Source organism: Xanthobacter pollutisoli, assembly GCF_040044995.1.
Taxonomy (GTDB): domain Bacteria; phylum Pseudomonadota; class Alphaproteobacteria; order Rhizobiales; family Xanthobacteraceae; genus Xanthobacter.
The window spans coordinates 15,424-28,974 of sequence record NZ_JBDZDP010000008.1; the positions used below are offsets into that span (position 1 = coordinate 15,424).

General features: G+C 69.1%; 15 protein-coding genes. 9 read left to right on the forward strand and 6 right to left on the reverse strand.

What is annotated here, in order from left to right; all coding sequences use genetic code 11:
* Nucleotides 1–2: 2 nt before the first annotated feature.
* The 5 genes from ABLE93_RS16045 to lpdA are packed head-to-tail and all read left to right on the forward strand — an operon-like array spanning nucleotide 3 to nucleotide 3,964.
* A complete protein-coding gene (locus ABLE93_RS16045) occupies nucleotides 3–329 on the forward strand; it encodes a YciI family protein (RefSeq protein ID WP_348840850.1) in 327 nt (108 codons plus the stop codon).
* Between the two features lie 26 nt (nucleotides 330–355).
* The gene (gene odhB / locus ABLE93_RS16050) at nucleotides 356–1,609 is read left to right on the forward strand and encodes a 2-oxoglutarate dehydrogenase complex dihydrolipoyllysine-residue succinyltransferase (RefSeq protein WP_348840851.1); all 1,254 of its coding nucleotides are present in this window, start codon (nucleotides 356–358) and stop codon (nucleotides 1,607–1,609) included.
* Between the two features lie 13 nt (nucleotides 1,610–1,622).
* Entirely contained in the window at nucleotides 1,623–1,862 is a 240-nt protein-coding gene (locus ABLE93_RS16055) for a hypothetical protein (RefSeq protein WP_348840852.1), read from the forward strand.
* 22 nt (nucleotides 1,863–1,884) lie between these two features.
* Entirely contained in the window at nucleotides 1,885–2,526 is a 642-nt protein-coding gene (locus ABLE93_RS16060; RefSeq protein ID WP_348840853.1) for a LysE family translocator, read from the forward strand.
* Between the two features lie 34 nt (nucleotides 2,527–2,560).
* Nucleotides 2,561–3,964 (forward strand): dihydrolipoyl dehydrogenase, encoded by a 1,404-nt coding sequence (lpdA, locus tag ABLE93_RS16065; protein WP_348840854.1) that lies wholly within the window; start codon nucleotides 2,561–2,563, stop codon nucleotides 3,962–3,964.
* A gap of 186 nt (nucleotides 3,965–4,150) precedes the next feature.
* Here lpdA and ABLE93_RS16070 read toward each other — a convergent pair whose 3' ends face one another.
* Both ABLE93_RS16070 and ABLE93_RS16075 read right to left on the reverse strand, forming a co-directional pair.
* Nucleotides 4,151–4,306 carry a hypothetical protein gene (locus ABLE93_RS16070; protein ID WP_348840855.1) on the reverse strand — a complete coding sequence of 52 codons (156 nt, stop codon included), beginning with the start codon at nucleotides 4,304–4,306 and terminating at the stop codon, nucleotides 4,151–4,153.
* Nucleotides 4,307–4,426: 120 nt separating this feature from the next.
* On the reverse strand, nucleotides 4,427–4,873 hold the full coding sequence (locus ABLE93_RS16075) for a winged helix-turn-helix transcriptional regulator (RefSeq protein ID WP_348840856.1): 447 nt from the start codon (nucleotides 4,871–4,873) through the stop codon (nucleotides 4,427–4,429).
* Between the two features lie 104 nt (nucleotides 4,874–4,977).
* Between ABLE93_RS16075 and ABLE93_RS16080 the strand changes: the two genes are divergently transcribed.
* Nucleotides 4,978–5,922, forward strand: coding sequence for an NAD(P)-binding domain-containing protein (locus ABLE93_RS16080; RefSeq protein ID WP_348840857.1), 945 nt, complete (start codon nucleotides 4,978–4,980; stop codon nucleotides 5,920–5,922).
* Nucleotides 5,923–5,926: 4 nt separating this feature from the next.
* On the opposite strand, the gene ABLE93_RS16085 is transcribed toward ABLE93_RS16080, so the two are convergent.
* Both ABLE93_RS16085 and ABLE93_RS16090 read right to left on the reverse strand, forming a co-directional pair.
* Complete coding sequence (locus ABLE93_RS16085) at nucleotides 5,927–6,466, reverse strand: CAP domain-containing protein (RefSeq protein WP_348840858.1); 540 nt, start codon at nucleotides 6,464–6,466, stop codon at nucleotides 5,927–5,929.
* Between the two features lie 139 nt (nucleotides 6,467–6,605).
* Entirely contained in the window at nucleotides 6,606–9,185 is a 2,580-nt protein-coding gene (locus ABLE93_RS16090) for a DUF3772 domain-containing protein (RefSeq protein ID WP_348840859.1), read from the reverse strand.
* 242 nt (nucleotides 9,186–9,427) lie between these two features.
* Between ABLE93_RS16090 and dapE the strand changes: the two genes are divergently transcribed.
* Both dapE and ABLE93_RS16100 read left to right on the forward strand, forming a co-directional pair.
* Nucleotides 9,428–10,609: a succinyl-diaminopimelate desuccinylase gene (gene dapE / locus ABLE93_RS16095; RefSeq protein WP_348840860.1), complete on the forward strand. Its 1,182-nt coding sequence runs from the start codon at nucleotides 9,428–9,430 to the stop codon at nucleotides 10,607–10,609.
* Between the two features lie 11 nt (nucleotides 10,610–10,620).
* Complete coding sequence (locus ABLE93_RS16100; protein ID WP_348840861.1) at nucleotides 10,621–11,412, forward strand: alpha/beta hydrolase; 792 nt, start codon at nucleotides 10,621–10,623, stop codon at nucleotides 11,410–11,412.
* 102 nt (nucleotides 11,413–11,514) lie between these two features.
* Here the strand turns inward: ABLE93_RS16100 and rpmB are convergent, their stop codons facing one another.
* Complete coding sequence (gene rpmB, locus ABLE93_RS16105) at nucleotides 11,515–11,817, reverse strand: 50S ribosomal protein L28 (RefSeq protein WP_348840862.1); 303 nt, start codon at nucleotides 11,815–11,817, stop codon at nucleotides 11,515–11,517.
* A 226-nt stretch (nucleotides 11,818–12,043) separates the two neighbouring features.
* On the opposite strand from rpmB, the gene ABLE93_RS16110 reads away from it, so the two are divergent.
* A complete protein-coding gene (locus ABLE93_RS16110) occupies nucleotides 12,044–12,574 on the forward strand; it encodes an RICIN domain-containing protein (protein WP_348840863.1) in 531 nt (176 codons plus the stop codon).
* Between the two features lie 13 nt (nucleotides 12,575–12,587).
* On the opposite strand, the gene ABLE93_RS16115 is transcribed toward ABLE93_RS16110, so the two are convergent.
* Complete coding sequence (locus ABLE93_RS16115; protein WP_348840864.1) at nucleotides 12,588–13,508, reverse strand: LysR family transcriptional regulator; 921 nt, start codon at nucleotides 13,506–13,508, stop codon at nucleotides 12,588–12,590.
* Nucleotides 13,509–13,551: the final 43 nt, after the last annotated feature.

A 13,551-nucleotide genomic window follows, 5' to 3' on the forward strand; every position in this document is an offset into this window, starting at 1 on the left:
CCGTGCCCCACTTCCTGCTCCGCCTCTCCCCGCCGCGCCCGAGCTTCCCCTCGGATGCGTCGGCCGCCGAGATGGATGCCATGGGCGCCCACTTCGCCTTCTGGCAGGGCCAGGCCGAAGCCGGCACGGCCCTCGCCGTAGGGCCCGTGGCCGATCCCGCGGGCATCTGGGGCATGGCGGTGGTGGAGGTGGCGGACGAGGCCGCCGCGACCGGCCTTTGTGTGCAGGACCCCGTCATCCTGGCTGATCTCGGCTTTGCCTACGAGATCATGCCCATTCTGTCGCTCATCGAGCGCCGGGCGTCCCGCCCGGCCGACGCCGAAATTTGAGGGAGGCCCCCTAAGGGGCGAACGCAATGACCGAGATCCGCGTGCCCACCCTGGGCGAGTCCGTTACCGAGGCGACCATCGGCAAGTGGTTCAAGAAGCCCGGCGATGCCGTCAAGGCCGATGAGCCGCTGGTGGAGCTCGAGACCGACAAGGTGACCGTCGAGGTGCCGGCCCCGGCCTCGGGCGTCCTCTCCGAGATCGTCGCCAAGGATGGCGAGACCGTGGGTGTCGGCGCGCTGCTCGGCAACATCGGCGCCGGCTCGGGCGCGGAAGCCGCCCCCGCGGCTGCCGCCCCAGCTCCTGCCGCCCCAGCTCCTGCCGCTGCGCCCGCGACGGCTCCCGCTCCGACCCCCGCGGCGGCTCCTGCTGCCGCCCCGGCGCCGGTCGCCGCTGGCGCCAATGGTCCCGCGGTGGGTCGCATCGCCGCCGAGAGCGGCGTGAACCCGGCCGACGTATCCGGCTCCGGCAAGGATGGCCGCGTCACCAAGGGTGACATGCTGGCCGCCATCGCCGCCGGCGCCTCGGCTGCCGCCGCGCCCGCCCCGGTCGCCGCCCGCGCGCCGTCCGCGCCCACCGACGCCGCCCGCGAGGAGCGGGTGAAGATGACCAAGCTGCGCCAGACCATCGCGCGGCGCCTGAAGGATGCGCAGAACACCGCCGCCATGCTCACCACGTTCAACGACGTGGACATGACCGCGGTGATGAGCCTGCGCAGCCAGTTCAAGGATGCCTTCGAGAAGAAGCACGGCACCAAGCTCGGCTTCATGGGCTTCTTCACCAAGGCGGTGATTGCGGCGCTGAAGGACATCCCGGCGGTGAACGCCGAGATCGACGGGCAGGACCTCGTCTACAAGAACTACTATAACATCGGCATCGCGGTCGGCACCGAGAAGGGCCTCGTGGTGCCCGTGGTGCGCGACGCCGATCTCATGTCGGTGGCGGAGATCGAGAAGGCGATCGCCGGCTTCGGCAAGAAGGCGCGCGACGGCAAGCTCGGCATCGAGGAGATGCAGGGCGGCACCTTCACCATCACCAACGGCGGCATCTACGGCTCGCTGATGTCCACCCCCATCCTCAACGCGCCGCAGTCGGGCATCCTCGGCATGCACCGCATTGAGGAGCGCCCGGTGGCCATCAAGGGCCAGGTGGTCATCCGCCCGATGATGTATCTGGCGCTCTCCTACGACCACCGCATCGTCGACGGCCGTGAGGCCGTGACCTTCCTGGTGCGGGTGAAGGAGACCCTGGAGGATCCCGCGCGCCTCGTGCTGGATCTGTGAGGATGTGAAAGGAATGGCCAGGGATCGGAAGCGCCTGGCCATTCTCCTCCTTGCCTATGCCGGGGCCGTCTGCGCGGCCTGCAGCGGATGGTTCGGGGGACGGGCGTTCGAGAAGATGCCCGAGACCGGGCCGTTCGGCTTGCCGGAATATGACACGGCGTGGCTTCTGTTCTGGATCGCCGTGGGTCTGGGCGCGATCTTCGCGGTGATCGTGTGGAAGCTCGTCCCGGCCTGTCGCGCGACGCATGAATGACGTGGGATAGAGACCTTCGATCGTGAGCCATCTGGCCGAATATCTCACCCTCATGGCGGTGTTCGCTGTCGCGGCGGTCGCGCCGGGGCCGGACTTCGCCATGGTGGTGCGCCAGAGTGTCGTGTTCGGCCGGCGCGCCGGGGTGCTGACGAGCCTCGGCATCGGTTCCGCGATCCTTCTCCACGCCAGCTACACGCTGGCGGGCCTCGGCTTCCTCGTCGCCCACTCCATCGTCGCCTTCTCGGTTCTGAAGTGGGCGGGCTGCGCCTATCTCATCTATGTGGGCGTGAAGACGTGGGCCGCGCCTGCGCCCGCAATGGACGGCGAGGCCGCGCCCGCTCCCGCCGGTGTCATGACCGACAGGCGCGCCTTCGCCCTGGGGTTTCTCACCAATGCGCTGAACCCCAAGGCGATGCTGTTCTTCCTGTCCCTGTTCTCGACGCTGGTGAGCACCGAGACCCCGCTCGCGGTGCAGGGCTTCTATGCGCTGTCCATGGGCACGCTGCTGGTGTGCTGGTTCGCCCTCGTCACCATTTTCTTCACCGGCCGAGCGGTGCGCGACGGGCTCGTCCGCTTCGGCCGCTGGTTCAATCGCGTCACCGGCGCACTCCTGATCTGCCTCGGTATCCGCCTCGCCTTGCAAAGGGCCGTTGCCGCGCCCTGACGCGCTCCGGCCCCTTACCTTGAAGGAACTCCGCATGTCCTACGATCTCACCATCATCGGCACCGGCCCCGGCGGCTATGTGTGTGCCATCCGCGCGGCCCAGCTCGGCCTCAAGGTCGCGGTGGTGGAGAAGCGCGGCACCCATGGCGGCACCTGCCTGAACGTGGGCTGCATCCCCTCCAAGGCGCTGCTCTATGCCTCCGAGCTGTTCGAGGAAGCGGGCCACAAGTTCGGCGAGATGGGCATCGGCGTGCCCGCCCCCAAGCTCGACCTTCCCGCCATGCTGGCCTTCAAGGACCGCGGCGTGGACGGCAACGTGAAGGGCGTCGAGTTCCTGCTGAAGAAGAACAAGGTCGACGTCTACATGGGCGCCGGCAAGATCCTCGGTGCCGGCAAGGTGGAAGTCACCCTGAACGCCGACGGCAAGGTCGAGGTGCTGGAGACGAAGAACATCGTCATCGCCACCGGCTCTGACGTCGCCCCGCTTCCGGGTGTGACCATCGACGAGGACCGCATCGTCTCCTCCACCGGCGCGCTGAAGCTGCCCAAGGTGCCCGGCAAGCTCGTCGTGGTGGGCGCGGGCGTCATCGGCCTGGAACTGGGCTCGGTGTGGCGGCGCCTCGGCGCTGAGGTCACGGTGGTGGAATTCCTCGACCGCATCCTGCCCGGCATGGACGGCGACGTGGCCAAGTCCTTCCAGCGCATCCTCGACAAGCAGGGCTTCACCTTCAAGCTCGGCACCAAGGTCACGGGCGTCGACACCAAGGGCAAGACGCTCAAGGTCTCCGTGGAGCCGGCCGCCGGCGGCGCCGCCGAGGTGCTGGAGGCGGACGTGGTGCTGGTCGCCATCGGCCGCATCCCCTACACCGCCGGCCTCGGGCTGGAGGAGGCGGGCGTCGCCAAGGATGCGCGCGGCCGGGTCGTCACCGACCACCACTTCGCCACCAATGTCCCCGGCATCTATGCCATCGGCGACGTGATCGTCGGCCCCATGCTCGCCCATAAGGCCGAGGACGAGGGCGTGGCATTGGCGGAGCTTCTGGCCGGCAAGGCCGGCCATGTGAACTACGACGTGATCCCCGGCGTGGTCTACACCTTCCCCGAGGTCGCCTCTGTCGGCAAGACCGAGGAGGAGCTGAAGGCCGCGGGCGTCGCCTACAAGGTGGGCAAGTTCCCCTTTACCGCCAACGGCCGCACCAAGGTGAACAACACCACGGACGGCTTCGTGAAGATCATCGCCGACGCCGCCACCGACAAGGTGCTGGGCGCCCACATCATCGGCCCCGAGGCCGGCGAGATGATCCACGAATGCGCGGTGCTGATGGAGTTCGGCGGCTCGTCGGAAGACCTCGCCCGCACCTGCCATGCCCATCCCACCCGCTCCGAGGCGGTGAAGGAAGCGGCCATGGCGGTGGAGAAGCGCGCCATCCACATGTGAGCCCGGCGGGCCATTGGTCCGGCGAGCGAGGCGATTATCGGCAGAACCAACGGCCGGCGGAGCAGCTCCGCCGGCCGTTTTCATGGGCGGAATGCCGGGCGCCAAAAGGAAACCTCCGGCTGGGGAAGAGCCGGAGGTCCTGGACATCGCCGATTAGATGAAGTCCCCGAGAATCGGGTCGCTACGTCAGCCGCCCTTCTGGCTGGTGGACGTGCTCGCCGTGGTCGTGGTGCCTCCGGTGGAGGCATTGGTCATGCCGGGGCATCCCGAGCCGCCGGCAAAGGCGGGCGCGGTGCCGGCGAGGACGGTCAGGGCGCACAAAGTGAAGGCGATCCGCTTCATCCCATTCTCCTGCCTGTCGTTGGGTCAATCCGCCGATTAAGCCCCATCCCGGCGCCGCACGGAACCCCCGACCGGAGGGAGGGAGATCACGATCCCGCGTCCAGCCCGCATCCCGTCGGTCTATCCCGCGCGCAAGCGGCGTGCCGGCGTCACCTTGCGCGATACCTCAGCCTTGGCCGCAGTCGGTGCCGCTTCAGCGGCGGCCGCGCCTTTGGGGGCGGCGATGCGCGGGCCGAGCGTCACCGGAAGTTCGCCGGCTATCGCCGAGCCGAAGGCATAGAGCGCATCCAGCGCCGGCCGCAGCCGCTCGCCGCGATCGGTGAGGCGATAGATGTGGCCTCCGCGCCGTCCGGCGTCGGTGCCCTTCTCCACCAGGCCCAACTGCTCCAGATCCTTCAGCCGCTCGGTGAGCACCTTGTCGGCGACACCCGGGATGCGCGTGCGCAATTCGTTGTAGCGCAGCGGGCTTTCCTTGAGCCAGGCGAGGATGACGGTCTTCCATTTGCCGCCGACGAATTCGACAGCCAGTTCCACCGGGCACCCATAGGCCTTGCGCAATCGTTTCATGCCGCCACCCGGATGTTCACGCACCATCTGGTGCGTTGAACCGGTTTTGTTCCCAGCCGAGACTTCCCGAGACAGTCTAGCCCGGATCAAGGGAAGAGGAAATCATGCGGATTGCAATCATCGGCGCCGGCAATGTGGGCGGCGCGCTCGGGAAAGGCTGGGCGCGCGCCGGCCATTCCATCGTCTATGGCGTGCCCGATCCCGCAGCCCCCAAGCACGCCGCCGCAGCGCAGGCGGTCGCAGCGACCGTGACGGACGTCGCCGGGGCAGTGACGGGGGCGGAGGCGATCGTCCTCGCGGTGCCGTGGGATGCGGTGCCGGCGGCGCTGGCCGCGGCGGGCGACCTCTCGGGTCGGCTGGTGATCGACGCCACCAATCCGCTGGCGATGGGCCCCGGCGGCCTTGGCCTCGCCCTCGGCTTCTCCACCTCGGGCGCGGAGGAGGTCGAGCGGCTCGCGCCCGGCGCCGCGGTGTTCAAGGCCATGAACCAGGTGGGCTTTTCGGTCATGGCGGCGGCCACGGGATATCCCGCCCGTCCGGTGATGTTCGTGGCCGGAGATGATGCCGGGCGCAAGCCGCAGGCGCTGGGCCTCGTGGCCGACCTCGGCTTCGAGGCGATGGATGCCGGGCCGCTGAAGCAGGCGCGCCTGCTCGAGCCCTATGCCATGCTGTGGATTGACCAGGCGGTGAACCGCGGCGCGCCGCTCGACAACGCCTTCGCCTTCATGCGCCATCAGGGCGAGCCGGCGGTGGAATATGTGCGCTATGTGCTCACCGCCCACAGCGTGGACGACTTCCTCAAGGCCTATGAGGAGGCGGGCCGGCATCTGGCGGCAGCTCCCGAATGCCTCGGCTACGAGATCACCCAGTGCGAGGACGAGGCGGCAAGCTTCATCCTGCGCATCCGCTGGGCCTCGGTGGCGGCGCACATGGAGGGCTTCCGCCGCGGGCCGCATTTCCCGCCCTTCCTCGCTGCCATCCGCGACTTCATCCCCGAGATCGCAGAAATGCGGCACTATCGCCAGACGGGCCTCGCCTGGAGCCGGTAGGCGCTCAGCGCCCGGCGGTGTCCGGCTGGGCGAGGATCAGCGCCCAATAGACCTTGTATTTGGAATTGGGCGCATTGGCCGTGGCGATGCCCATGCGGGTCACGCCCGGCTCCAGCATGTTCTTGTTGTGCGAAGGAGAATCGCGCCAGCCGGAGAACGCCTCGGCCAGCGTGTGGTAGCCCGCGCCCACATTCTCGACCGCCCGCGCGGCGTCGTAGCCCGAGGCCTTGATGCGCGCCATGAAATTGCGGCCCCCCACCTCGTGGGAGAGATTGTCGGCCCTGGCCATGGCATTGGCCTGGTCCTGGGCGAGGCGCGTCAGGGTGTCGTCGATGCTCACCGCCGGCAGGCCGCGGGCAGTGCGATAGTCCGAGAGCAGGGAGGCGGCCGCCGCTGCGTCCACCGGCTTCCCGGTCTTGGCGAGGTTCATGTAGAAGGAAGGCTGGCTGTCGAGCTGATCCGAGGTCGCGCAGCCGGCCACGGCGGCGATGAGCGCAAGGCCGGCACCGGCGAGGAAAGAGCGGCGGAGGATCTTGTCGCGCATGTCTCGGCTTCCGGCTGTCACATGGGGCGCGGCTTTCACGAACGCCGCACCGCGGCTCGCACTTGTGCGCCGCCGGGGTTGAGGAAGGGTTAGCGCGCCGTCCGCCTCAAGGACGGCGCCGCGTCTGCGGAGCTCGGCCTTAAGGCACGGGCTCCGGCGGCGCGGGCGGCGGGGGCACCATGTCCCGGGGCGCCCGCGTCAGCGACGCCCAGGGCTGTATGGCGATGCCGATGCCCGCCTTGCGGAAGCGCGACAGCACCTGGAAATGCAGGTCGCTCTTCACCGTCAGGGCGTAGTCCACATTGGCCACCACGCAGCGCAGCTCGAAGGCGAGGCCGGCGTCGGCGAACTTGATGAGGAAGACCCGCGGCGGCGGCGACTGCAGCACCTGGGGATGGTCGCAGGCGCAGGCGACGAGGATGTCGCGGACTTCCTCCGGGTCGCAATCATACGAGACGCTCACCGCCACGATGATGCGGCCGGTGGTGTTGGAGTGCGTCCAGTTCTTCACCATGCCGGTGATGAGATCCGAATTGGGCACGATCACCGTGGCGCGCTCGAAGGTCTCGATCTCGGTGGAGCGCACCGAGATGCGCCGCACGTAGCCTTCCTCGCCCTTCACGTTGATGGTGTCGCCGACCCGGATCGGCCGCTCGGCCAAGAGGATCAGGCCGGACACGAAGTTGGAGACGATGGACTGGAGGCCGAAGCCGATACCCACCGACAGGGCGCCGGCCACCAGCGCGATGTTCTCCAGGTTGAGGCCCAACTGGCCCATGGACGCCATGATGGCGATGATGGTGCCCACATAGCCGACGATGGTGGAAATGGAGGATTGGAGCGAGGGCTCCAGTCCCGAGCGCGGCAGCAGCACGCTCGAAACCCACTTCTGAAAGCCGCGGGCGATCACCAGCGCGACCAGCAGCAGTAGAACGGCGTAGAGGACGCTCCAGAGCGTGACGGTGGCATTGCCGATGCGCACGCCGAAAGAGACGCGCTGCACCGTATCCATCACGTCGGCGGTGGACGTGCCCCAGCTGCCGACGATGAGGAAAGCGGCGATGACAAAGAGCTGCAGCTTGAGCAGCCCGGACACCACCACGCCCAGCAGTTCGACCCGTTCGGGCTTCAGCCCCAGCATCTTGGAAAGGCTGCGAGCGCGCGGCGTTTCGGCCGACAGGCCCTCGCCGAAATAGGCGTCGATCAGGGCGTAGAGCAGGTAGAGCGCGCCCAGCACCGCCGCGGCCACCACCATGCGGGCGGCGACGAAGGCCGCGAAGCTCACATAGCCGGCGACAAGCGCCCCGAGCAGGATCGCCACCGCGAGCCAGACGAAGAAGCGGATCCATTGCGGCGGCGCGGTGGGGGCGGCGATGTCGGCGGTGGCGGTCTCCGCATCGGCGGCGGCTTCGGCCCGCGCCGCGCCCACCAGGAAGCGGGCGATGAAGCCGGCGATGAGCAGCGACATGAGCGCGCTCGTCACCACCGTCAGGCCCACCGGCGCGAATAGCACGCGATGCAGGGCATTGAGGAAGGCGGCGATGGCGAGCGTCCACACCGTGAAGGAGAAATAGCGATAGGCGAGGGCGGCCGCACCATCGGACAGGGGCGGCAGGCGGCGCCAGGGCTCGCCGGGCGCCAGCAGCGCGCGGCCCACGGCATTGCCGATGGCCTTGATGAAGATGGCGATGAGCAGTCCGCGCACCAATTCGTCGGCACGCGGCGGCACCACCTCGAAGGCGGTGACGAAGGCGATGGCGGCCCACGCTGCGGCAGGCGCGACGGTGGCGTTGAGGATCAGGACCTTCAGGGCCTCGCGGGCGGATCGCAACCGGCTGAACGTCTCGCCGGGCGCCGGTTGTGGGGTGCGCAGGCGCCGGCGCAGGAAGCGCCCGCCGGCCACCACCGCGAACATGATCGCCACCGCCCCGAACAGCGCGCCGAAGACCGCGATGGTGGGCAGCCGCCGCAGCGAATAGGCGGCCCAGTCGCTGGCGAAGAAGCGGATCGCGCGCAGTTCGGAGGAGAGGGCGGAGAAGGCGTTGGTCCAGAGGTCCGGGTCGAGCACGGAATCCGAGCGCTCGAACAGCTGACCGGTGAACAGGGCGCGTCGCCGTGCGCTGATGCGGTCGGAGATCTGGTCGCTGCGCAGCAGCAGGGCGCGATTCTGCTTGAGCACGCCGCCGATCTCGGCGCTGAGCGCCGTGAGGCGCTCGCGATCGGCGCTTATGGTGGGCTCCTCGCTGGCGCCTTCCGCCGGCTTGGGGCCGAGCGCACCGAGGCGGCTTTCGGCATCGGACACGCGGGGGGAGATCTGATCCGACACTTCGGCGAGGTCGCGCCGGGCGGGGTCGAGCCGTTGCCGCAGCTCATCGAGGTCGTTGGGGCGCAGGCCTTCCACCGCCAGCGAGGCGTCGATGGCATCGAGCGCCGCGCGGGCCGCTTCCATCTTTTCGCGGGCCGCCACGATCACGGGGTCCGCCGGGGTCGGTGGCGGCTTCGGCGCGGTGGCCGGCGCTGCCGCCGGCGCGGGAGCGGGCGAGGTGGACGGCGTGGCGGCGGGAGGCGAGGCGGCGGCGTTGGGCGTTGCGGCCGCGGGCGCGCTTTGCCCCTGTGCCGCCGTGCCGGCGGCCGGGGTCTGTTGCGCCCCGGCCTGCGCCAGCACGAACACAGAAAGCACGAGCGCGACCAGAACGGCCGCGGGCTTCATCACTTGCATATCGATCCTCCGCCGCCCGCGTTCCTGTCGCCTGAAGGCGGCAGCCTCGTGGCGGAGCGGTAAAAACCCGGCCCCGGGCCCCGAGGCCGCACGAAACCGCTGGAAAGACCCAAGGGTTTTCCGTTATTGCGAACCCTCCCGGCCTTGGAGCCGGAGCTACGGCCCGGCTCCCATGGCCCGGCCGACGCATCCGTCTCCAATCCCAAGACGTGCAAGCGCCGGGCGGACAGGAGGCTTTCCTGATGACCGGCGCCATTCCCGTCAAGCCCGAGCTGGGGGCGGATCTCCCCGACAGCGTCGCATTGGCCATCGAACTCATCCGTGCACCCTCGGTGACGCCCCACGCGCAGGGCGCCCTGGAGCTGGTCGCGGATCGCCTGGCGGCGGCCGGATACAAGGTGGAGCGTCTCACCTTCGACAGCGGCGGCGTGCCCGTCCCCAACCTCTACGCCCGCATCGGCGAGAGCGGCCCCAACCTGTGCTTCGCCGGGCATGTGGACGTGGTGCCGGAAGGCGATGCCGCGCAATGGGCGCACGGCCCCTTTGACGCCACCGTCGCCGACGGCGTGCTCTACGGCCGCGGGGCGGTGGACATGAAGGGAGCGGTGGCCGCCTTCCTCGCGGCGGCACTGGCCCACGGCCGGCCCGAGCGCGGCAGCCTCTCCTTCCTCATCACCGGCGACGAGGAGGGGCCGGCGCTGGACGGCACCGTGAAGGTGGTGGAGTGGCTGAAGGCCAAGGGCGAGGTCATCGACCATTGCGTGCTCGGCGAGCCCACCAACCCGCACGCCCTGGGCGACGCCTTCAAGGTGGGCCGGCGCGGCAGCCTCAACGGCATCATCACCGTGAAGGGCGTGCAGGGGCACGTCGCCTATCCGCACCTTGCCGAAAATCCGATCCCGCGGCTGATCCAGCTCATCGCGGCGCTCACCGCCACGCCCCTCGACCAGGGCTCGGATTTCTTCCCGCCCTCCAACCTCGAGATGGTCTCGGTGGACGTCGGCAATCCGGTGTTCAACCTCATTCCCGCCGAAGCGACCGCGCGCTTCAACGTGCGCTTCAATGACCTGTTCACGCTGGACACTCTGAAATCGGAGATCATCCGCCGCCTCGATGGGCCGGGCCTCACCTACGATCTCGTCTTCCGGGCGGGGGCGAGCCAGAGCTTCCTCACCGCGCCCGGCGCGTTCGTGGAGCTGGTGGCCGATGCGGTGGAAGCGGAAACCGGGCGCCGGCCGCAGGCCTCGACATCCGGCGGAACCTCGGATGCCCGCTTCATCAAGGATCTGTGCCCGGTGGTGGAGTTCGGCCTCGTGGGCCAGACCATGCACAAGGTGGATGAGGCGACGCCGGTGGCGGACGTGGAAGCCCTGACCCGCATCTATGCCGGCATCATCGCCCGCTATTTCGCCGCCTTTGCCTGACCGGAGACCTGATGGCCGACACCCCGCTTTTTCCCGACGCCCCGATCCCCGGCGAGCAGAGCCTGACCCTTGATGTCGAGGGCCGCGCCATTGCGGTGCGCAGCCTCGCCGGGGCGGCCCCGGGCCTGTTCTGGCTCGGGGGCTTCAAATCCGACATGGCGGGCACCAAGGCCGAGCATCTCGCCCGATGGGCCGCCGGGCAGGGCCGCGCCAACGTGCGGTTCGACTATTCCGGCCATGGCGAATCCGGTGGCCCCTTCGAAGAAGGCACCATCTCGCGCTGGCTGGAGGAGGCGCTGGCGGTGTTCGACCGTGCGACGCGCGGGGACCAGGTCGTCATCGGCTCGTCCATGGGCGGCTGGATCGCCCTTCTGCTCGCCCGCGCCTTGGCGGCCCGCGGGGAGAATCGGGTGAAGGGCCTGGTGCTGGTGGCGCCGGCGCCGGATTTCACCGAGGCGCTCATGTGGGAGCGATTCCCTCCGCCGGTCCGGGAGCTGATCGAGACCACGGGGCGCTTTCTCAAGCCGACGCTCTATGGCGAGGAGCCCTATGTCATCACCCGCGGGCTGATCGAGGACGGGCGGCGCCACCTCCTCCTCGGCGCGCCGTTCGCCGTGGGCTGCCCGGTGCGCATTCTTCAGGGGGCGCGGGACGAGGACGTGCCGTGGGAACACGCGGTGCGCCTCGTCAGCTGCCTTGCCGAGGACGACGTGGTGTTTTCCCTCGTCAAGGACGGCGACCACCGCCTGTCCCGTCCCGAGGATCTCGAACGACTCACCGAGGCGGTCGCCGACCTGGCGTGAGCCCATCTTACGCGCTGGCGCCGCCGGCGCGGGCGGAACGACGAAAAACCGCGGGTGTCGCCACCCGCGGTCTAAAAACGTGCAGGACCCAGGAAGGCGGGATCAGGCCGCGGCGGTCTCGGCGGCAGCCGTCGCCTTGGCGATCTGGCGCTTCAGGTCGAGGGCGAGGGGAGACAGCTCCTCGTCGCGGGCCTTCTTGAGGAAGGCGTCGAGGCCACCACGATGGTCCACGCTCTTGAGCGCGTTGGCGCTGATGCGCATGCGCACGGTGCGCTTCAGCGTCTCGCTCTCCAGCGTGACATTGCACAGGTTCGGCAGGAACCGGCGCTTGGTCTTGCGGTTCGAGTGGCTCACGAGGTGGCCCGTCAGAACCCCCTTGCCGGTCAGGTCACACCGCCGGGACATGGCGAAAGTCCTTTTTTCTTCACATGGCGCGAGGAACGCGGCCGGGGCCATGAGACCCACGTGCACTCACCCGCTCTATCGGGAAGCGGCTCCTATAGGGGGAGAGGGGGACCCAGTCAAGGTGCGGAGCATATTGCGCCCGCCCGGAACCTGCTATGAGAACGACGTCACGGCTACGCTTGATGCGGACCAAGGGTCGGGCCGCGTGGCCGGCATGGGGGATTTCATGAAGCTCGGAAATTGGGTTCTCGCCGCCGCACTGTCGACGGCGGGAGTCTTCTGCGCGGGCCAGGCGAGCGCGCAGGGCAAGTTCATCGTCAACCAGCTCTCGGGCAAGTGCCTCGACGTGTCGGGCGCGCCCGGCGTCAAGAATGGCGCGCCGCTGATCCTTTATACCTGCGAGTTCTCCGCGCTGAACCCCAACGGGACGCCCACCGACCAGATGTGGGAAGTCCTGCCGCAGGGCTTCATCCGCAACGCCCTCTCCGGCAGGTGCATCGACGTGCCCGGCGCCCCCGGCACCAAGGCCGGGACCGCGCTGATCCTCTATGATTGCGAGCTCTCGGGCCGGAACCCCAATGGGTCGACCACTGATCAGCAGTGGCAGTTCACGTCGGAGGGTTTGATCCGTCATCGCCTGTCCGGCCTGTGTCTCGATGTGGCCGGAGCGCCCGCCACCGCCAACGGCGCCCGCCTCCAGCTCGCGACGTGCGAGGTCGCCGGCGGGCCGTCCGACCAGTACTGGCGCCTGAAATAGGGCGCGGCCGCCCTCAGCCTGGCATCAGCACGCCCCGCCCCTTCTGCGCCGCCTCGGCGATGAAATCGGCGGCGACGCGGATGCGGGCGAGGTCGCGGGTGTCGGCGTGGGTGAGCAGCCAGAAGGTGCGCGTCAGCCCCACTTCGCCCGGCAGGATCGGCACCAGCGCCTCCGGTCCCTCGCCGGTGAACAGGTCGGCCATGAAGCAGGGCAGAACGCACACGCCCGCCCCTGCGCGCGTGGCCGTCATCTGCGCCACGAGGCTCGAGCTTTTGAGGCGCACCCGCAAATCCTTCGCCACCAGGGGCACATAGTCGAGCTCGGGGGCGTAGATCAGGTCGTCCACATAGCCGATGAACCGGTGGCGCTGCAGGGCGGCGCGGCTGTCGATGGCGCCGTGCTTCTCCAGATAGGCGCGGGCGGCATAGAGGCCGAGGCGGTAATCCGTGAGCTTGCGCGCATGGAGCCGTCCCTCCTTCGGCCGCGACAGCGAGATGGCGATGTCCGCCTCCCGCTTCGACAAGGAGAACAGGCGCGGCATGGCGAGGAGCTGGATGTCCAGCTCCGGGTGCAGTTCCGCCAGCGCGCCGATGCGCGGGGCGAGGAAGAAGGTGCCGAAGCCGTCCGGCGCGCCGATGCGCACGGTGCCGGCGACCCCGAGATCGGCGCCGCCGATCTCGCCCTGGGCGGCGAGCGCCAGGGTCTCCATGCCTTCGGCAGCGTTGAGGAGGCGATCGCCGGCGGCGGTCAGCGCATAACCGTGCGGGCGGCGATCGAACAGCTTCGCGCCCAGCGCCGTCTCCAGCGCAGCGATGCGCCGGCTCACTGTGGAATGCTCCACCTTCAGGCGCGCCGCGGCCACCGTCAGCCGCCCGGCGCGCGCAACAGCCAGGAAGAAGGTGAGGTCGGACCACTCGAAATCGGCCGTCGGCATGGCTCTCGGGACTGTGAAACAGCGCACATCAATGGTGCAGAGA